The following is a 19,291-nucleotide window of genomic DNA, read 5'->3' on the forward strand; positions in this document are numbered from 1 at the left end:
TTGTGCTACCTCTTAGCGCATCACAAACGGGTCGGGCATCGGCGCGGTGGACAGGTTGATCCACACGGTCTTCAGCTCGGTATAGGCCAGCACCGAATCGATGCCGCTCTCACGGCCGTAGCCGCTGTTCTTGAACCCGCCGATCGGCGCCATGGCCGATACGGCACGGTAGGTGTTGACCCAGATGATCCCCGAACGCACGTCGCGGGCCAGGCGGTGGGCACGGCCCAGGTCGCGGGTCCAGATGCCGGCGGCCAGGCCGAACTGCGAGTCGTTGGCGATGGCCAGGGCCTCTTCCTCGGTCTTGAAGCGGATTACCGCGGCAACCGGGCCGAACACCTCTTCCTGCATGATGGTCATCGAGTTGCTGTCGCACTCGAACAGGGTCGGTTCGTAGAACCAGCCGTCACCCTCGACCTCGGCACGCTTGCCGCCCATGTGCAGCTTGGCGCCTTCGGCCTTGGCCGCGGCCACCAGGCCTTCGACCACGGCCAGCTGTTGCGCGGTGGCCATGGGGCCCATTTCGCTGGCATCGTCCTGCGGGTTGCCGATGCGGATGCGCTTGGCGCGAGCGATCAGGCGTTCGACGAACTCGTCGAAGATCTCGTCCTGCACCAGCAGGCGCGAGCCGGCCACGCAGCTTTGCCCGGAGGCGGCATAGATGCCGGCCACGGCGCCGTTGATGGCGCTGTCCAGGTCGGCGTCGGCGAAGATGATGTTCGGCGACTTGCCGCCCAGCTCCAGCGACAGCTTGGCGAAGTTCTCGGCGCTGCTGCGTACCACGTGGCGGGCGGTGGCGGCGCCGCCGGTGAAGGCGATCTTGCGCACCAGCGGGTGGCGGGTCAGCGCCGCGCCGGTGCTGGGGCCGTAGCCGGTGACCACGTTGACCACACCGGCCGGGAAGCCGGCCTCGAGGGCCAGGCGGGCCAGCTCGAGGATGGTCGCCGAGGCGTGCTCGGACGGCTTGAGCACGATGGTGTTGCCGGCGGCCAGGGCCGGGGCCAGCTTGATTGCGGTGAGGTACAGCGGGCTGTTCCACGGGATGATCCCCGCCACCACGCCGATCGGCTCGTGCACGGTGTAGGCGAACAGGTCGGGCTTGTCCAGCGGCAGGGTGCCGCCTTCAAGTTTGTCGGCAAGGCCTGCGGTGTAGTGGAAGAACTCCGGCAGGTAGCCGACCTGGCCGCGGGTTTCGCGGATCAGCTTGCCGTTGTCACGGCTTTCCAGCTGGGCCAGGTGTTCCTTGTTTTCGGCAATCAGGTCACCCAGGCGACGCAGCAGCTTGCCGCGCGCGGTGGCGGTGATACTGCGCCACTCCTTGCTGTCGAAGGCACGCTGGGCGGCCTGCACGGCCAGCTCCACATCGGCCTCGCCGGCGTCGGGCAGTTGCGCCCAGGCCTGGGCGGTGGCCGGGTTGAGGCTGTCGAAGGTCTTGCCGCTCTGGGCATCGCGCCATTGGCCGTCGATGCACATCTGGAAACGAACGAGGGTCATGCAACAATCCCCTTGGCGGATTCGGTGAGGGTGCGGGCTTGCGCGAGGAAGTCCAGCAGCATCTTGTTGACTTCACGCGGTGCTTCCACCGGCATCATATGCCGTTGCTCGGCGAGGACCACGCTGTGCGCGCCAGGAATGCTGGCGGCAAGCTGGCGGGTCATGGCCGGGGTGGAGCCCGAGTCGAGTTCGCCGGTGGCGATCAGCGTCGGCACCTGGATACTGGCCAGGTCGGCGGCGCGGTACATGTCCTGGGTGGCGAACAGCGAATAAGTGGTGTGGTAGCCCTGCGGGTCGTTGCTCGCCAGCACCTGGCGAATGGCGGCGACCTGCGCCGGGTTGGCAGCCTTGTATTCACGGCTGAACCAGCGGTCGAGCGCGGCGTCGACGTTGGCGTCGGGGCCCAGCTGCGCAGCCTGGGCGGCGCGGGCGATAACGCCGGCACTCTGCTCGGGGGTGCGGTTGAACACGCTGTTGAGCACTACCAGTGCAGCCAGGCGCTGCGGGTAGCCGAGGGCGAACGCCCGGGCGACCAGGCCGCCCATGGAGAAGCCGATCACGGTGGCTTGCGCGATCTGCAGGTGGTCGAGCAGTTCGGCGAGCTGGGCGGCATAGCCTTCCAGGCCGATGTCCGCGGCTGGCAGTGCGCTCTGGCCGTGGCCGAGCATGTCGTAGGCGATGACGCGGTAGTCGTTGGCCAGGCCAACGAACTGACCGCCCCACATTTCCTTGTTCAGGCCCACGCCGTGGATCAGTACCACGGGTTGGCCCTGGCCGACGGACAGGTAGCTGGTGCCGGCGGGTGTGCGTTCAGCGACAGGCTGAATCATGGAGGGCGCTCCTTGAAGGTCGGGCGCGGCGGGTAAGCACGCCACGCCCCGGCCCGTCTTGGTTGTTGTTATTGAGCGTTGGCTTTTTCGGCAGCCAGTTCTTCCAGGTCGATGTAGCGGTTGCCGATGCGCGGGTGCAGGCGGCCGCCGTCGGAGGCGCCCAGGACCACGACGATTTCATCGGCGCGCGGGGCATCTTCGATCTGCATTTCCAGGGTGATGTAGTGCGAGCGCAGGCCTTCATCGTCCTTCTGCATCATCGGGATCTGGATCGAGGTGCCCGGGCCGCCGCGCTTGTTGGTGAAGCTCAGGTAGCTCTTGGCCTGTACCGCTTCGCGGTAGTGGTTGCCGAAGCGCAGGGTGTGGATCACCGCCGAGGCGTGTTCGATTTCGCCGTCGGCACCGACGACTGCGGCCTTGCCGTAGGCTTCGATCTTGTCGGCGCCGCCGATGGCTGCAGTCAGGCGCTCGACCATCAGGGCACCCAGGTCCGAGCAGTTGGCACGGATTTCCGGCTTCAGATCTTCAACGAAACCGCGACCGGCCCATGGGTTCTTGATCACGACGGCCAGGCCGACCATGGTCACCGGCTTGTCGGTGGCCTTGCCGCCTTCGATGCGGGTCTCTTCGGAGTAGGTGACGATCTTGCGGATTTCGAAACTCATGGGTGGCTCCTGGTGAGGGTTATCAGCTCTTGTTGTCTGATGGTATACCATAATATTTGTTGTGCAAGAGGTGGCTGGAAATTTCTCTTGCGAGGGGACGAAAGGCGCTGTGTATCGGGGTTTTTGTGGCGTTCTGTACCGGCCTCTTCGCGGGTGAACCCGCGAAGAGGCCGGTACAGGCAACGGATCAATCCCCAAAAAAAAGCCCGCTCACGCGGGCCACAGGGCCCACGGGAGCGGGCGCGTCCCGCAATGTTTCAGGTAATGGGAAATCAGGCGAACGCCGGCACCACTTCCTTGATGAACAGCTCCAGCGATTTCTTCTTCTCGGCGTGGGGCAGGCTGTTGTCGCACCAGAAGCTGAACTCGTCGACGCCAAGTTCCTGGTAGTACTTGATACGCGCGATGATCTCTTCCGGCGTGCCGATCATGGTGTTTTTGCGGATGTTCTCCAGCTCGAACGCCGGCACTTCGGCGAACTTCGATTCCGGGCTCGGCTCGAGGAAGCCGTTGACCGGGGTGGTCTTGTTGCCGAACCAGGCATCGAAGGTGCGGTAGAAGCGCGAGATGGCCTGGGCGCCGACCTTCCAGCCTTCCGGCTCGGCCGGGCTGTGCACGTGGGTGTGGCGCAGCACCATCAGTTGCGGGCGCGGCACGCCCGGGTTGTTGTCCAGGGCAGCCTGGAACTTGTTCTTCAGGTCCAGCACTTCCTCGTCACCCTTCATCAGCGGGGTGACCATGACGTTGCAGCCATTGGCCACGGCGAAGTTGTGCGAGTCCGGGTCGCGGGCGGCGATCCACATCGGTGGGGTGGCGTTGAACGGCTTCGGCACGCTGGTGGAGGTGGGGAACTTGTAGACCTCGCCGTCATGGGCGTAGTCGCCTTCCCACAGCTTGCGCACCACCGGCACCATTTCGCGCAGGGCCTTGCCGCCGTCGGTGGCCGGCATGCCGCCTGCCATGCGGTCGAATTCGAACTGGTAGGCGCCACGCGCCAGGCCCACTTCCATGCGGCCATTGCTGATCACGTCGAGCAGGGCGCATTCGCCCGCCACGCGGATCGGGTTCCAGAACGGCGCGATGATGGTGCCGGCGCCCAGGCGGATCTTGTCGGTGCGCGCAGCCAGGTAGGCCAGCAGCGGCATCGGGCTTGGCGAAATGGTGTATTCCATGGCGTGGTGTTCGCCGATCCACACGGTGCTGAAACCGCCGTTCTCGGCCATCAGGGTCAGTTCGGTCAGGTCTTCGAACAGCTGGCGGTGGCTGACCTGTTCATCCCAACGTTCCATGTGCACGAACAACGAAAATTTCATGGGGCTTTCCTCAACGCTTGAAAGGGGCTGGCGCCTGGCAGGGTTGGCACCAGCGGTCTCGATTCAGAATAGGCTTCAGGCAAAGGCCGGCAGGCTGGCCATCTTGCCGCGGCAGTACACCATCGGCCGTGGCGCCTCTTCAGGGACGATCAGGTTGTGCACCTTGCCGACCATGATGGCGTGGTCGCCACCTTCGTATTCGCGCCACAGTTCGCATTCGATGACCGCGGTGGCACCGGCCAGGATCGGGTTGCCCAGTTCACTCAGGGTCCACTCGATGCCACTGGCCTTGTCCTTGCCCTTCTTGGCGAACGCATAGGCTTCGGCCTGCTGTTCACCGGACAACAGATGAATGGCGAAGCGCTTCTGCCGGATCAGCACGGGGTAGGAGTCGGAGGTGTAGTTGGGGCAGAACAGCACCAGCGGCGGGTCCATCGACAGGGAGGAGAAGGCGCTGGCGGTCAGGCCGACGACCGAGCCATCGTCGTCCAGGGTGGTGATGACGGTAACGCCGGACGGGAAGGAGCCCAGGACATGCTTGTAGACGGTTGCGTCGATCATCTGGTGTACCTCTATAGGGCTGCGGTGGTCCGCGGTTTTTATCGTTGATGTGTCTGATGGTATACCGTAATACCTATTTTGCAAGCGGAATTTTCAAGCGAGGGTATTGCGCGATGAACGGCTCAAGCCCTCGTATACCGTGGCTTTGAGCGGTGAGGCGGTTTGCCGCAGGGGTTGCGCGAGCGGATCAGTGGGCGTTTTTTCCTACGGATCAGTGTTGTCAAAAGTTTGGAATACCATAGTATGGTCCGCAGCTGAGAGGCCGCCTAGATGCGGTTTCCTTACAAAGATAAAAACGACCTTTCGAGCTGAATCCTATGTCCCAACCGTCGTCGCAACACCAGTTTGTCGAGAATCACACGGTCGATTACGTTCCACCTGCCGAGCGCCACGGGAAGGCGCGCGACCTGTTCACCCTCTGGTTCAGTACCAACATCGCGCCACTGCCCATCGTCACCGGCGCCATGGTGGTCCAGGTGTTCCACCTGAACCTGTTATGGGGCCTGGTCGCCATCGTGCTGGGCCATCTGGTCGGGGGCGTGGTCATTGCCCTTGCTTCTGCGCAGGGACCGCAGCTGGGCATTCCGCAAATGGTGCAGAGCCGTGGCCAGTTCGGCCGCTACGGCGCCTTGCTGATCGTGTTCTTCACCGCGCTGATCTATGTCGGTTTCTTCATTTCCAACATCGTCCTGGCGGGCAAGACCATCCACGGCATCACCCCGAGCGTGCCGATGCCGGGCGCGATCGTGATCGGTGCGCTGAGTGCCACCGCCATTGGCGTGATCGGCTACCGCTTCATCCACATCCTCAACCGCATCGGTACCTGGGTGATGGGTTCGGCGTTGCTGGCCGGTTTCATCATGATGTTCGCCCAGGAACTGCCGGCCGACTTCTTCAGCCGTGGCGCGTTCAACCTGTCGGGCTTCATCGCCACCGTGTCGCTGGGCACCATCTGGCAGATCAGCTTCTCGCCGTATACCTCCGACTACTCGCGCTACCTGCCGCGTGAAGTGGGCATTGCCAAGCCGTTCTGGGCCACCTACTTCGGCGCTACCCTGGGCACCATCCTGTGCTTCAGCTTTGGTGCGGTGGCGGTGCTGTGCGTGCCGGAAGGCACCGATGCGATGGACGCTGTCAAGCAGGCCACCGGCTGGCTGGGCCCGATCCTGATGGTGCTGTTCCTGCTCAACATCATCAGCCACAACGCCCTCAACCTGTATGGCGCGGTGCTGTCGATCGTGACCGCGATCCAGACCTTCATCGCCGAGTGGACGCCGAGCATCAAGGTGCGGGTGGTGCTGGCTGCGGTGATTCTGATGGGCTGCGGCATGGTCGCGCTGAATGCCTCGGCGGACTTCATCGGCCAGTTCATCGGCCTGATCCTGGCACTGCTGCTGGTGCTGGTGCCGTGGGCGTCGATCAACCTGATCGACTTCTACCTGATCAAGAAGGGCCAGTACGACATCGCCTCGATCTTCAGTGCCGACGGCGGCATCTATGGCCGCTTCAACCACCACGCGATCATTGCCTATGCCTGCGGCATCCTGGTGCAGCTGCCGTTTGCCAATACGTCGCTGTATGTGGGGCCGTATTCCAATATCGTCGAAGGGGCTGACCTGTCGTGGCTATTCGGCCTGCTGGTGACGGTGCCGCTGTATTACTGCCTGGCGACCCGGGGCAAGGCTGCCGAGAAGGCGGGGCGGGTTGTGAGTGTCAATGACTGATAGAGCGTTGTTGCTGTAACAGGGGCTGCTTTGCAGCCCATTCGCAGCGCAAGGCTGCTCCTACAAAGGAATCGCGTTGCATGTAGGAGCAGCCTTGTGCTGCGAATGGGCCGCAACGCGGCCCCGGCTATTTCAGCTCAAACCTTGAACTGTGCCACCAAGCCATTCAGGTCCACCGCCAACCGCGACAGATCCTGCGCCGCCGCACTGGTCTGGTTTGCCCCCGCCGATGTCTGCATCGCCAGGTCGCGAATGTTCACCAGGTTGCGGTCCACCTCCCGCGCCACCTGCGCCTGTTCCTCCGAGGCGCTGGCAATGACCAGGTTACGCTGGTTGATCGAGGCAATCGCCTCGGCAATCACCTCCAGCGCCTGACCGGCGCCTTGCGCCACCTCCAGCGTGCCGCTGGCGCGGCCCTGGCTGCTGTGCATCGCCGTCACCGCCCGCTCGGTACCGTTCTGGATCCCGGCAATCATCTGCTCGATCTCGGCGGTCGACTGCTGGGTACGGTGGGCGAGGGCGCGTACCTCATCGGCCACCACGGCAAAGCCACGGCCCGCCTCGCCGGCGCGGGCCGCTTCGATGGCGGCATTCAGCGCCAGCAGGTTGGTCTGCCCGGCAATCGCGCCAATCACGTCCAGCACGCGGCTGATCTCGTTGGCATTGTTGGCCAGCTGTTCGATCTCGGTCGAGGTACCGGTCACGTCAGCCACCAGATGCTGGATGGACGCCAGCGCCTGGTTGACCCGGTCGCGGCCATCACGGGTGGTCTGGTCGGCGCCCTTCGAGGCGTCGGCGGTGCTGACGGCATTGTTCGCCACTTCCTCGACCGCCGCAGTCATCTGGTTGACGGCGGTGGCCGCCTGGTCGATCTCCGCGCTTTGCTGGTGCAGGCCGCGGCTGGTGTCTTCGGTGACGGTGTGCAGTTCCTCCGAAGCCGAGGCCAACTGGTCGGACGAGGCGGCGATCTTGCGGATGGTGTCGCGCAGGCTGCTCTGCATGCGGCCCAGGGCGCGCAGCAGCAAGGCTGGCTCGTCGCGGCCGATTACACGGATGTCCTGGGTCAGGTCGCCGGTCGCCACGCGTTCGGCCACGCTCACCGCATCGGCCAGCGGCACGACGATACTGCGAGTGAGCAGGGTGGCAATGGCGACCAGGGCCAGCATGATCACCAGCAGCGAGACAATGATCGCGGTGAACGCTTCGTCAGCCACGTCGCTGCTGAGCTGCGAGGCCTGTTCGGCACCTTTGCCGTTGTAGGCGATCAGCGCCGCCATGGCCTGCATCATGCTGTCGGCGCGTTGGGTCAGGGGGCCGTTGATCTGCTGCCTGGCGGCCTCCATGCGGCCAGCAACAATGTCCTGCAGTACGCGTGCTTGCAGCTCGAGGTATTGCTGGTGCGCGCTATTGAAGGCGTCGAACAGGGCGCGGTCATCGGCGGCGGTGATGGTACCTTCGTATGCCTTCAGGCCATCCTTCATCTCGGCATTGGTGTCGTCGAGCAACTGCAGGTTGCGGCTGCGTTCGCTGGGGTTGTCGTCCAGTGCGGTACGCAGGGTGAGGGCGCGGGCACGGCCAAGGTTGCTGCTGATTTCGCTCAGGGCCACCACGGCGGGCATCCAGTTGACCCGGATTTCGTCCGTGGCCTTGTCCATCTGCCGAGTTTCATAAAGTGCGGCAAGGCCCATGAACAGGACCAGGATACCCAACAGGGCGAACACGCAGGCAGCGCGAATGCCGATCTTCAAATTCCTTAATTGCATGACATCCTCCTTGACGGTGGCGTGCAGGCCCTCAGGAGCTTGGGCGGATGGCCGGGTCACCGGGTGTGGCGCCAGGCTCTGGGAGCGCTGCGGATTCAGTTGTGTGCTTCACCCTCTTGAATTCTTTTTGATTTGAATGATGCCATATGGCCATCATCTTCGGACAGTCATTTCATGTCATGACATCAAAAGACAAAACCGCCAACAGGTGGCGGTTTTGTCAGTTTGCTGCGGTCAGACGATCGCGATCAGCGGGTCGGCAGCGGCCAGTGCCAAGGCGCGATCAGCCGCTGGCGGGTAGATCCACACCGAGTTGATCTGGCGCTTGAGGTCTTTGCCTTCCTGGCCGTGCAGCTTCAGTTCGCGCTCCCAACCCTCGCTGAACGTCGCGCCCCATTCGCCCAGGTCCAGGCAGGTGACGTACTTGGGCTGGCGGTACACCACCGGCTGCAGGCCGAGCAGGTCGGCCGCGGCGTTGTTGCCGGAGTGACGGCCCATGGGGATGGCGTGCTGGCAGGTCATCAGGGCGTGGTTGCCCAGCTCGTCCACAGCGGCCCAGGCGGTGTCGCCCGTGGCGTACACATGGTCCTGGCCCAGCACCTTCAGGTGGCCGTCCACTTTCAGCCGGCCGAAGTTGTCGCGCTCGCCGGCAACCTGTGCGGTCAGCGGGCTGGCCTTCACGCCAACGGTCCAGATCACGGTGTTGCTGGCGATATGCTCGCCGTTTTCCAGGGTAACGCCACCGGCATCGACAGCCACCACCGAAGCCCCCGCCTTCCACTCGACCCCGGCCTGTTCGCAGGCGGCGATGATCGACGGCGTGATACCCGCGCCCAGCGCCGCACCAACTTGCGCACCACGGTCGACCACCACCACCCGCACCGCTGCACTGGCACCGAGGATGGCACGCAGGCGGGCAGGCATTTCCGTAGCGGTTTCGATACCCGTGAAGCCACCACCGCAGACCACCACGGTGTTGCGTGCAGGCGAAGCGGGCTGGGCGGCCAGGCCGACCAGGTGCTGTTCCAGGCGCATGGCCGATTCCATCTGGTCGACATCGAATGCATGTTCGGCCAGGCCAGGCACTGCCGGGCGTGCGACCTGGCTGCCGGCGGCAAGGATCAGGCGGTCGTAGGCGATCTGTTGCCGGTGCCCCTGGGCGTCGGTGTAGCTGACGCTGCGCTCTTCGGTATCGATGCTGTCGGCGTTGCCCGGAATGAAGTGAATGCCCACGGCTTCGAACAGCTCGCCCAGCGGGGCCTTCATGCCGTGCACGTCGGCCTCGTAGAAGCGCGGGCGGATGCGCAGTTCAGGCTGCGGAGCGAGGACGCTGATGTTGATGTCGGCACGCTGGGCCTGATCGAGCAGGCGCGCAGCGCTCAGGGCGCTCCATACACCGGCAAAGCCGGCACCGATGATGAGGATGTTCGATTTCATGAAGGTGCTCCGCAAGGTTCGAAAGGGACTTCGAGGGCGGGTTGTGTGCCTCTCGAATAACTACGACTGTATTGATCGTAGTTTGTGCGTGCAAGTCTTTTTTTCCACATGCCGACACTCCGCATCACCATTTCGCGGCTCGAATAGCTGTATTTACTGGGCTTAAGGGAAAAACAAGGCCGACCGGTGGCAGCTTTGCGCTTTGCGGTGCGGATGCTATCGGCGTATTATTTGCGACAAGATTGGTCGGAGATAGATATGTCGCTCTACAGTGCTGGCGTCGAATACGGTATCCATTGCCTGCTGTTCCTGGTGGACGAGCGGGGCGACTCGCGCGAGTCCAGCGTGCGCGACCTGGCGGAGTTGCAGGGTGTACCGCAGGAGTACCTGGCCAAGGTCTTTACCAAGCTGGCTCGTGCCGGGCTGGTGGCCGCCACCGAGGGCGTGCGTGGCGGCTTCCGACTGGCGCGGCCGTCGGATGAAATCACCGTGCTGGATATCGTCAATGCCATCGATGGGCCAAAGAAGATCTTCGACTGCCGCGAAGTTCGCGAGCGTTGCAGCCTGTTCGAGGGTTCGCCGCCGGGTTGGGCGACCGAGGGCACCTGCGCGATCCATGCGGTGATGCTGGGTGCGCAGAAGCGCATGGAAGAGGCCCTGGCGCAGCAGACCATCCTTGATCTGGCGCGGCGGTTCGGGCGCAAGGCGCCGGCCGAGTTCGGGCAGAAGGTCAATGCCTGGATGGGTGAGCGGCGGGAGGGTAAAGGGGCAGGGGATATTCCGGTCAGTCAGGTCTGAATCTGCTGCCAGTGCCGGCCTCTTCGCGGGTAAACCCGCTCCCACAGGTACCCCACAAGTTCCAGAGATTTTGATATCCCTGTGGGAGCGGGTTCACCCGCGAAGAGGCCAGTGTAGGCTAACGCCCCTCATGCTGCCGCCGATACGCCCCCGGCTGCACCCCCACCGCCTTGGCGAACGCCCGGGTAAACGCCGCCACCGACTGATACCCCACCTGTGCCCCGACCTGCTCCACGGTATGCCCCGCCCGCAGCAACTGGCTGGCATGGCGCATGCGCAACGCCAGCAGTACTTGCCCCGGCGACTGCCCCGCCAGTTCATTGAAACGCTTGAAAAACGCTGACCGCGACAACCCGGTGCAGGCGGCCATGCTTTCCAGCGTCCACGCTTGCCCCGGTTGCTCGATCAGCTGCTCCAGCAACCCGGCAAACGCCGGTTGCCGGGCGAGGGCTACCAGCCCGCCCAGCGATTGCCCGGCATGCACCTGCTGGCGCAGCACATACAGGAATAACAAGTGCGTCAGCCGCTCCAGCAACGCCTGTGACGGCCCGGTGGCGCGCCGGCATTCCTCCAGGATCAGCTCGAACAATGCCCGCGCCGCATGCCCGGCCGGTTCATCGGCGCGCAGCAATATCCAGTCGGCCAGGCCGTCGACGATCAGCGCCGACAAGCCCGGCCTGAAGTGGAAGAAACCACATACCAGCCCCACGCCATCGACCGCATCGGCGTCCATGGCCTGCATGTGCTGGCGTGGCTGGGCGCAGGCACTGGCCGGGTCCTGGTCGCTGGCCAGGCGATAGCCGAGGTCGCGCAGCAGGAACACCGCATCGCCGGCCTCCAGGCGCAGAGCCTCGGGCTGGCCGTCGATGTGCAGCCAGCAATGCCCTTGCACCACCAGGTGGAAACTGGCCCGGCCCATGCCTTGGGTGCTGGCGTGCCAGCCGCCGCAGTAGCGGCCCACATGGAACAGGCTGGCATCGAGCTCCAGGCCCTCTAATAACCAATCGACAAGGTGGCTGGACGAAATCATCTAATGCAAAGACTCAAGAGCAAGGAAAGGCGACTGATGAATATGGAGGGTAGTTCTTATAACCAACAGACTGTAGTGACACCCATCAAAGGAGACCACTCCATGTCCTCGCGCATTACTTTACACACGCTGCAGAGCGCCCCGGAAGCGGCCCGTCCGTTCCTCGAGAACGCCCAGAAGAATTCCGGCTTCATCCCCAACCTGCTGGGCGTGCTGGCCAATGCCCCGGCGGCGCTGGAAACCTACGTGACCGTTTCGGCACTCAACGGCAAAGCCGAACTTAGCCTGGCCGAGCGTGAAGTGGTGCAGCTGATTGCCGCCACCCAGCATGGCTGTGACTTCTGCGTGGCCGGCCACACGGCCGTGGCCCTGAACAAGGCCAAGCTGCCGCAGGAGGTGGTCGATGCCCTGCGTGCCCGTGGCGAGCTGCCCGATGCCCGGTATGAAACCCTGGCCGCGTTCGCCCGCGAAGTCATCGCCACCCGTGGCAATGTCAGCGAGGCCACTTACCAGGCCTTCCGCGCAGCCGGTTTCAGCGAAGGCAACGCCCTGGAGGTGATTCTGGGCGTGAGCCTCGCAACCCTGTGCAACTTTGCTAATGTGTTCGCCCAGACGCCGCTCAATGACGAGCTCGGCAAGTACCGCTGGCAACCTTCTGCATGATCCGCGCGTGACACCGGTCGTACCGCGATCGTTGTAGGAGCGGCCTTGTGCCGCGAATGGGCCGCCAAGCGGCCCCGGCGTTTTCAAAGGAGCAAGACCATGCAAGATTGTGCATTTCGACACTGGCTGGATGCCAATGCCGAGGCCATTGACCGCGGCCAGTGCGAGCCGCAGCTGGTGCTGGCGCAAATCGCCGAATCGCAGCTGCTGCGGGTCGGTGTCGACCCGGCCCTGGGCGGCACGGGCGGGCAGGTGACCGACGCGGTCGAGGCCATTGCCGCAATCGCCAGCCGCTCGCTGGCAGCGGCGTTCGTCTGCTGGGGCCAGCGCGCCTTCATCGAATACCTGTTGCACAGCCCCAACCAGCCCCTGCGCGAGCGCCTGCTGCCGCGCCTGCTGACTGGCGAACTGGCCGGCGCCACCGGGCTGTCCAACGCCATGAAGTTCCTGTCCGGCATCGAAGCGTTGCAGGTGCGCGGGTGCCCGCAAGCCGATGGCTGGCAGCTGGAAGGTCGCCTGCACTGGGTGACCAACCTGCGCAAAAGCGGCTTCGTGGTGGCTGCGGCTATCGAAGACGAAGCCGGTGGTGCACCGTTCGTGCTAGCCATTCCGTCCGACGCGCAGGGCCTGGAGCGCTCCGACGACCTGCAACTGATGGGCCTGCAGTCGAGCAACACCGCGGCACTGGCCTTCCACCAGGTGCAATTGCAGCGTGGCTGGTTGCTGCACGAAAATGCCCGTGAGTTCCTGCCCCGGGTACGCCCGGCGTTCCTGGCGCTGCAGTGCGGCATGGCCATTGGCCTGGCGCGGCGGGCGCTGGCGGAAGTGCAGGCACACCTGCATGGCCGTGCCTCGTTCCTCGACGAAGCACGCCAGGTGCTCGGCGAGCGCCTGGAAAACACCGTGAGCGAGCTCAAGCAGGGCCTGCTCGATGGCCGCTTCCAGCAGCAGCCGGCAGCCTTGTTCAAGCTGCGCATCACCCTGGCCGAAAGCGCTGCCGACGCCGTGCAACTGGAGTTGCAGGCCAGTGGTGGCAAGGCCTACCTCAGCGAGTACGGCGAAGGCTTTGCCCGCCGCTGGCGCGAGTCGGCCTTCGTGCCGATCGTCACGCCCAGCCTGGTGCAACTGCGCGCCGAACTGCAACGCCAGGCGGGCGCGGCATGAGCCAAGTGTTGCTCGAAGCCCGCGACATCAGCCTGGGCTACCCGCGCGAGGGTGGCTGGCAGGCGGTGCTGGCGCAGTTCGACCTGCAGCTGGCCCCTGGCGAAGTGGTGACCATCCTCGGCCCCAGCGGGGTCGGCAAGTCCAGCCTGCTGCGGGTACTGGCCGGCCTGCAGCAGCCCCGCGGTGGCAGCGTGACCCTGCACGGCCAGCCGCTGCAGGGCCCGCACCCACGCCTGGCGGTGGCCTTCCAGGACCCGAGCCTGTTGCCCTGGCTGAGCCTGGAGAAGAACGTCGCCTTCGGCCTGGACTTCGCCCGCCAGCCAAAACTTGCCGCCGCCGAACGGCGCGCACGCATCGACCATGCGATTGCCGCCGTGGGCCTGGCCCATGCTCGCGGCCAGTACCCGGCGCAGTTGTCCGGCGGCATGGCCCAGCGCACCGCGCTGGCCCGATGCCTGGCCCGCCAGCCCGAAGTGCTGTTGCTCGACGAGCCGTTCGGCGCGTTGGATGAAGTGACCCGGGCCGACATGCAGCAACTGCTGCTGCAACTGATCGCCACCCACAACACGGCGGCGGTGCTGATCACCCACGATATCGACGAAGCCCTGCTGCTGTCCGACCGGGTCCTGCTACTGGGCAACCACCCAGCGCATACCCTCGGCCAGTGGCGCATCGACCTGCCGCAACCACGGACGCAGCGGGTCGAGGAACTGGGCGCCTTGCGCATCGAAATCCTCAAAACCCTTCGGCGGGCAAGCCGCACAGTCGAACCTACCCCAACCCCGTTGCCCTCGGAGGCTGTCCATGTGCATGGATGACTGCTGTTCCTCTTCTTCGCGTCGCGATTTCCTCAAGCTCGGCGCCATGCTCACGGCCGCCGGAGCACTGCCGTTGCTGTCGAGCCTGCAGGCCCGCGCCGCCGCCGAGCCGGACGCGCCAGTGCGTATCGGCTACCTGCCGATCACTGACGCCACGCCGCTGCTGGTGGCGCACAACAACGGCCTGTTCGAGGCCGAAGGCATCAAGGCCGAGCGCCCGGTACTGCTGCGCAGCTGGGCGCAGGTGATCGAGGCGTTCATCTCCGGCCAGGTCAACGTCATCCACCTGCTGTCGCCGATGACCGTATGGGCCCGCTACGGCAGCAAGGTGCCGGCCAAGGTGGTGGCCTGGAACCACGTGGGCGGTTCAGGCCTGACCGTGGCCCCGGACATCAGCGACATGAAACAGCTGGGCGGCAAGACCGTGGCCATCCCGTTCTGGTACTCGATCCACAACGTGGTGCTGCAACAGATGCTCAACGACAACGGCCTGACCCCGGTGTCGAAGCCGGCCAATGCGCCGCTGGCCGGCAACGAAGTCAACCTGCTGGTATTGCCGCCGTCCGACATGCCGCCGGCGCTGGCCAGCAAACGCATCGCTGGCTATATCGTCGCCGAGCCATTCAACGCCCTGGCCGAGAACCTCAAGGTTGGCCGCGTGCAGCGCTTTACCGGCGATGTGTGGCGCAACCACGCCTGCTGCGTGGTGTTCATGCACGAGCACGACCTGAACAACCGCCCGGAGTGGTCGCAGAAGGTGGTCAACGCCATCGTCAAGGCCCAGCACTGGACCCGTGACCACCGCGCCGAGGCCGCCGCATTGTTGTCCAAGGCCGGCCCCAACAAGTACACCCCGCATGAACCAGCAGTGCTCGGCAAAGTGCTGGCCCCGGCCGCCGAGGACCGTGCCGGTTACATTGCCAGTGGCGCCATTCGCCACCAGCAGTGGGACGAAAAGCGCATCGATTTCCAGCCTTACCCGTTCCCTAGCTACACCGAAGAGCTGGTCAAGCGCCTGAAAACCACCCTGATCGAGGGCGACAGCGCGTTCCTGGCCGGCCTGGACCCGGCACAGACCGCCCGCGACCTGGTCGACGACCGCTTCGTGCGCAACGCCATCGCCAGCGTTGGCGGGCCGTCGGTGTTCGGCATTGCCGATAACTTCGAGCGTAGCGAGGAGTTCGCGGTCTGATGCGCACGCATGTCGTTCATGCCGGCCTGGGGCTGGCCGGGTTGCTGGGTTTGTTGCTGTTGTGGTGGGCCGGTGTCGCGCTGTTCGGCCAGGCCGATGGCCTGTCGGCGCGCTTTTCGCCGGCAGCGACCCTGGCCAGCCTGGTCGAGTTGCTGGGGCAGGGCGAGGTGTACGGGCATATCTTGGTGAGCCTCAAGCGTATCCTGGTCGGGCTGCTGCTGGCGCTGCTGATCGGCGTGCCGCTGGGCTTGCTGGTGGGCAGCTACCGGCACCTGGAGGCTGCGACCACACCGGCGTTCCAGTTCCTGCGGATGATCTCGCCGCTGTCGTGGATGCCGGTGGTGGTGATGCTGATGGGCGTGGGGGACCAGCCTATCTACTTCCTGCTGGCGTTTGCCGCGTTGTGGCCGATCCTGCTGAACACGGCGGCCGGGGTAAGGCAGCTGGACCCACGCTGGTTGCAGTTGAGCCGCAGTTTGAGTGCCACGCGCCGGGAGACCTTGTGCAAGGTGATCGTGCCCGGGGTGATCGGCCATGTGCTGACCGGCGTGCGCCTGGCCATCGGCATCCTGTGGATCGTGCTGGTGCCGTGCGAAATGCTTGGGGTGAGTGCGGGGCTGGGGTACTTCATTCTCGATACCCGCGACCGGCTGGCGTATTCCGAGCTGATGGCAATGGTGCTGCTGATCGGGGTGCTGGGGTTTTTGCTGGATGCCCTGGCGCGTGGGCTGCACCGGCGTTGGGTGCATGGCTGAGGGGCCAGTGGGGCTTCTTCGCGGCTAAACCCGCTCCCATGGAACTGCACATAACTCATTGAATTAGCAGGGACCCTGTGGGAGCGGCTTTAGCCGCGAACACCGGCGCAGCCGGTGCCATGCACCGCGTTGGATTCTTCGCGGCTAAAGCCGCTCCCACAGGGTACGAGGATCGCTTGCGAATTCAGTTATCTGTGCGACAGCGCAGCCCAAAGGGCTGGGCAACCTCCCACAGGCCCTTGGGTCAATGCACTGTCTTGCGCTGCCGTACACACTCCTGAGCCTGAGCAGTCAGTTCGTCCAGTCGCTCATCCCGCATCTGCTCCGCTTCGATCATCGCATCCTCACCCTGCTGGTTGAGCAGGTAGGTATGGATCTGCATCACTTCCGCCGTCTGGTAGATCGGCGCAATATCCAGCCGCCCGATCAGCGCGCCGCTAGCCCGCCCGGTACTGCTCATCAGTACCTGCGGCCCGTTGGCGGCCACCACCTGCATGCCCATCGCCTCGAACCACGGTACCTGGCTGGCAAAGGCATTCAGCTCGACGCAGGCATGGCGTGCCTGCAGGTCGCCCAGCAGGGCGCGGGCGATGCCCTGGCGACGATGGCTGGCGCGCACGGCCAGGAACGCCAGGGCGCACGCCTGTTCGTCGTCCTCGGCCGGCAACGACAGGGCAAACCCCAGCAATTGGTCCGGTGCCTCGGCATCCAGCGCCAGGGTCAGCGTCACGGCCAGGCCGCGGGTGCCGTCCAGTGCTTGCAGGTACTGGTGCACTTCCATGCCGACGCCGTACTGATACAGCGGGTACAGCGGGTTGTCGGCACTGATGGCGACACTGCTCAGTTCGCCGACGTGGTGGATCACCAGTTCGCGGATCTGGTTCTGGAAAGATTCAGGCGGCACGCTGTCGAGGCGGCTCAGGATGAACATCGGGGGGCGGGCTCCGGCGGGTAGATGGACGGCCCGCGCCATGCAGGCGCGGGCTGTACAGTCTAACCGGTTTTGCCGATCAGCCTTGTACCTGCAATGCACCGAGCATCAGGTCGAGGTTTTGCACCGCCGCACCGGAGGCACCTTTGCCGAGGTTGTCGAACACTGCGGTCAGCAGCACCTGGCCATGCTCAGGGTTGGCGTAAAGCGCCAGGCGCAGGTCGTTGCTGTCGTTCAACGCCTCGGGGTCGAGGTTCGGCGCTGCGCCGTGCTGGTGCAGGGGCATCAGCTGGACGTGACGGGCACCCTGGTAGTGCTGCTGCAGGCAGGCCTGCAGCTGTTCGGCACTGACCTGGCCGGGCAGCAGGCGCAACTGCAGCGGGATGCTCAGCACGATGCCTTGGCGGTAGGCACCGTAGCCGGGCATGAACATCGGCCGCGCCGACAGCCCGGCGTGCTGCTGGATTTCCGGCACGTGCTTGTGCGCCAGTTCCAGGCCGTACAGTTGCAGGGCCGGGGTTTTGCCGGCGGCGGGCTGTTCATGCCGTTCGACTGCGGCGCGGCCGCCACCGGAATAGCCGGAGATGGCGTGGATGTTCAGCGGGTAATCCGCTGGCAGCAGGCCGGCCTTGACCAGTGGGCGCAACAGGGCGATGGCGCCGGTGGGGTAGCAGCCGGGGTTGCTGACGCGCTTGCTGTGCGCGATGCGCTCGGCTTGCTGCTCGTCGAGCTCCGGCAGGCCATAGACCCAGCCTGGGCTGGTGCGGTGCGCGGAGCTTGCGTCGATCACCCGCACTTGCGGGTTGTGAATCGCCGCCACGGCCTCGCGGGCGGCATCGTCGGGCAGGCACAGCAGGGCGATGTCGGCGCTGTTGATTGCCTCGCGGCGCCGTTGCGGGTCTTTGCGCTCGGCTTCGGGCAGGGTCAGCAGGCGCAGATCGCTGCGGCCTTGCAGGCGGGCATGGATCTGCAGGCCGGTGGTGCCTTGGTCACCGTCGATGAAGACAACAGGGGTGTGCATGGTCGAAGTCCGGTCGGGGAGGGATGGCCTATGCTCGCTTGTGGCTCTGGTAAAGAAAATTTGAATATGATGATCGATATGTTCATCTTTTCTGAATGAGTTTGGCCCATGCGCGAAATCAGCCTCGATCGCCTCCGCACCTTGGTGGTCATCTCCGACCTGGGCTCCTTTGCCGAAGCCGCCCGCCAGCTCAACCTGGCACCGCCCACCATCAGCCTGCACGTGGCCGAACTGGAGGCGCGCATCGGCGCCCCGTTGCTTACCCGCACCCGTGGCCAGGTGCGGCCCACGGTCATCGGCGAAACCCTGCTGGCCCGTGCCCGTCGCCTGCTGGCCGACGCCGACCTTGCGCTGGATGAAGTGCGCCGACAGGTCGAGGGCCTGACCGGCCGGGTGCGCCTGGGCGCTTCCACCGGCGCCATCGCCCACCTGCTGCCGCAGGCGCTGGAGCACCTGCGTACGGTGCACCCGGGGATCGATGTGCAGGTACAGGTGCTGACCTCCCAGGCCTCGTTGGCGCGCTTGCGCGAGGGCACGCTGGATATCGGCCTGGTGGCCTTGCCACAGGTGGCCGGCAAAGGGCTTGCGGTTACGCCCTGGCGGCGCGACCCGATCCTGGCCTACGTGCCGGCCGACTGGCAGCCACCGGCCAAGGTCACGCCGGCCTGGCTGGCGCAGCGGGCGTTGATCCTCAACGACAGCAGCACCCAGCTTTCGCGGGTGACCGGCGAGTGGTTCGCGGCAGCGGGGTTGTACCCCGAGCCGCGAATCGAGCTGAACTACAACGATGCGATCAAGAGCCTGGTCGGGGCCGGGTATGGGGCGACGCTGCTGCCGCAGGAGGGGGAGTCGGCCGAGCTGGACCGGCGCATCGCCCGCCGGCCGCTGCGGCCGGGGTTGTGGCGTCAACTGGGCATTGCCTGCCGGGAAGGGCAGGTGGAGCGGGCCACGGGGTATGTGTTGCAGGCGTTGGAGCGGTTGCGCCAGTGAGGGCCCTGGGGCTGCTTTGCAGCCCTTTCGCGACACAAGGCCGCTCCTACAAGGGAACGCGACCTCTTGTAATCGATGGACTCGCCCCCGCCGAGGCATCACAGTGCCACGGTGGCGTTCTAAGAAGCCAACGGCAGCGAGG

Annotated in this window: 18 protein-coding genes; 8 read left to right on the forward strand and 10 right to left on the reverse strand. The window is 65.0% G+C overall.

Annotated elements, in window-relative coordinates:
• Positions 1–12: 12 nt before the first annotated feature.
• The 5 genes from ACGLHT_RS26765 to ACGLHT_RS26785 form a co-directional block, all read right to left on the reverse strand.
• Positions 13–1,494: an aldehyde dehydrogenase gene (locus ACGLHT_RS26765; RefSeq protein ID WP_274120791.1), complete on the reverse strand. Its 1,482-nt coding sequence runs from the start codon at positions 1,492–1,494 to the stop codon at positions 13–15.
• On the reverse strand, positions 1,491–2,324 hold the full coding sequence (locus ACGLHT_RS26770; RefSeq protein WP_025338790.1) for an alpha/beta fold hydrolase: 834 nt from the start codon (positions 2,322–2,324) through the stop codon (positions 1,491–1,493). Before ACGLHT_RS26770 ends, ACGLHT_RS26765 begins: the two co-directional genes overlap by 4 nt.
• A 68-nt stretch (positions 2,325–2,392) precedes the next feature.
• Complete coding sequence (locus tag ACGLHT_RS26775; RefSeq protein WP_003258678.1) at positions 2,393–2,989, reverse strand: amino acid synthesis family protein; 597 nt, start codon at positions 2,987–2,989, stop codon at positions 2,393–2,395.
• Between the two features lie 272 nt (positions 2,990–3,261).
• Positions 3,262–4,302 (reverse strand): LLM class flavin-dependent oxidoreductase, encoded by a 1,041-nt coding sequence (locus ACGLHT_RS26780; RefSeq protein ID WP_025338791.1) that lies wholly within the window; start codon positions 4,300–4,302, stop codon positions 3,262–3,264.
• 75 nt (positions 4,303–4,377) lie between these two features.
• The gene (locus ACGLHT_RS26785) at positions 4,378–4,863 is read right to left on the reverse strand and encodes a flavin reductase family protein (protein WP_274120792.1); all 486 of its coding nucleotides are present in this window, start codon (positions 4,861–4,863) and stop codon (positions 4,378–4,380) included.
• A gap of 317 nt (positions 4,864–5,180) precedes the next feature.
• On the opposite strand from ACGLHT_RS26785, the gene ACGLHT_RS26790 reads away from it, so the two are divergent.
• Positions 5,181–6,587, forward strand: a complete 1,407-nt coding sequence (locus ACGLHT_RS26790; protein ID WP_274120793.1) for a cytosine permease — start codon at positions 5,181–5,183, stop codon at positions 6,585–6,587.
• Between the two features lie 137 nt (positions 6,588–6,724).
• Here ACGLHT_RS26790 and ACGLHT_RS26795 read toward each other — a convergent pair whose 3' ends face one another.
• Both ACGLHT_RS26795 and ACGLHT_RS26800 read right to left on the reverse strand, forming a co-directional pair.
• Entirely contained in the window at positions 6,725–8,350 is a 1,626-nt protein-coding gene (locus ACGLHT_RS26795) for a methyl-accepting chemotaxis protein (RefSeq protein ID WP_394520705.1), read from the reverse strand.
• A 234-nt stretch (positions 8,351–8,584) separates the two neighbouring features.
• Positions 8,585–9,787, reverse strand: a complete 1,203-nt coding sequence (locus ACGLHT_RS26800; RefSeq protein WP_274120795.1) for an NAD(P)/FAD-dependent oxidoreductase — start codon at positions 9,785–9,787, stop codon at positions 8,585–8,587.
• Between the two features lie 258 nt (positions 9,788–10,045).
• Here ACGLHT_RS26800 and ACGLHT_RS26805 point away from each other — a divergent pair, with 258 nt between their 5' ends.
• A complete protein-coding gene (locus ACGLHT_RS26805; protein WP_003259245.1) occupies positions 10,046–10,585 on the forward strand; it encodes an Rrf2 family transcriptional regulator in 540 nt (179 codons plus the stop codon).
• A gap of 118 nt (positions 10,586–10,703) precedes the next feature.
• On the opposite strand, the gene ACGLHT_RS26810 is transcribed toward ACGLHT_RS26805, so the two are convergent.
• Positions 10,704–11,615 (reverse strand): AraC family transcriptional regulator, encoded by a 912-nt coding sequence (locus ACGLHT_RS26810; protein ID WP_274079124.1) that lies wholly within the window; start codon positions 11,613–11,615, stop codon positions 10,704–10,706.
• 102 nt (positions 11,616–11,717) lie between these two features.
• Here ACGLHT_RS26810 and ACGLHT_RS26815 point away from each other — a divergent pair, with 102 nt between their 5' ends.
• From ACGLHT_RS26815 to ACGLHT_RS26835, 5 genes are all read left to right on the forward strand, one after another.
• Positions 11,718–12,278: a carboxymuconolactone decarboxylase family protein gene (locus ACGLHT_RS26815; RefSeq protein ID WP_003259243.1), complete on the forward strand. Its 561-nt coding sequence runs from the start codon at positions 11,718–11,720 to the stop codon at positions 12,276–12,278.
• Between the two features lie 99 nt (positions 12,279–12,377).
• Positions 12,378–13,442: an acyl-CoA dehydrogenase family protein gene (locus ACGLHT_RS26820; protein ID WP_137163695.1), complete on the forward strand. Its 1,065-nt coding sequence runs from the start codon at positions 12,378–12,380 to the stop codon at positions 13,440–13,442.
• Positions 13,439–14,260, forward strand: coding sequence for an ABC transporter ATP-binding protein (locus ACGLHT_RS26825; RefSeq protein WP_025338798.1), 822 nt, complete (start codon positions 13,439–13,441; stop codon positions 14,258–14,260). The genes ACGLHT_RS26820 and ACGLHT_RS26825 overlap by 4 nt, the downstream gene beginning before the upstream one ends.
• Positions 14,247–15,452, forward strand: coding sequence for an ABC transporter substrate-binding protein (locus tag ACGLHT_RS26830; RefSeq protein ID WP_085591593.1), 1,206 nt, complete (start codon positions 14,247–14,249; stop codon positions 15,450–15,452). The genes ACGLHT_RS26825 and ACGLHT_RS26830 overlap by 14 nt, the downstream gene beginning before the upstream one ends.
• A complete protein-coding gene (locus tag ACGLHT_RS26835) occupies positions 15,452–16,207 on the forward strand; it encodes an ABC transporter permease (RefSeq protein ID WP_274120796.1) in 756 nt (251 codons plus the stop codon). Before ACGLHT_RS26830 ends, ACGLHT_RS26835 begins: the two co-directional genes overlap by 1 nt.
• A gap of 244 nt (positions 16,208–16,451) precedes the next feature.
• Here the strand turns inward: ACGLHT_RS26835 and ACGLHT_RS26840 are convergent, their stop codons facing one another.
• Both ACGLHT_RS26840 and argC read right to left on the reverse strand, forming a co-directional pair.
• Entirely contained in the window at positions 16,452–17,138 is a 687-nt protein-coding gene (locus tag ACGLHT_RS26840) for a GNAT family N-acetyltransferase (protein ID WP_025338801.1), read from the reverse strand.
• Positions 17,139–17,217: 79 nt separating this feature from the next.
• Positions 17,218–18,159, reverse strand: coding sequence for an N-acetyl-gamma-glutamyl-phosphate reductase (argC, locus tag ACGLHT_RS26845; RefSeq protein WP_013973018.1), 942 nt, complete (start codon positions 18,157–18,159; stop codon positions 17,218–17,220).
• A gap of 108 nt (positions 18,160–18,267) precedes the next feature.
• Between argC and ACGLHT_RS26850 the strand changes: the two genes are divergently transcribed.
• On the forward strand, positions 18,268–19,149 hold the full coding sequence (locus ACGLHT_RS26850) for a LysR family transcriptional regulator (protein ID WP_025338802.1): 882 nt from the start codon (positions 18,268–18,270) through the stop codon (positions 19,147–19,149).
• The last annotated feature ends 142 nt before the right edge of the window (positions 19,150–19,291 follow it).

This window comes from Pseudomonas sp. PsB (assembly GCF_043658375.1).
GTDB lineage: Bacteria > Pseudomonadota > Gammaproteobacteria > Pseudomonadales > Pseudomonadaceae > Aquipseudomonas > Aquipseudomonas putida_Z.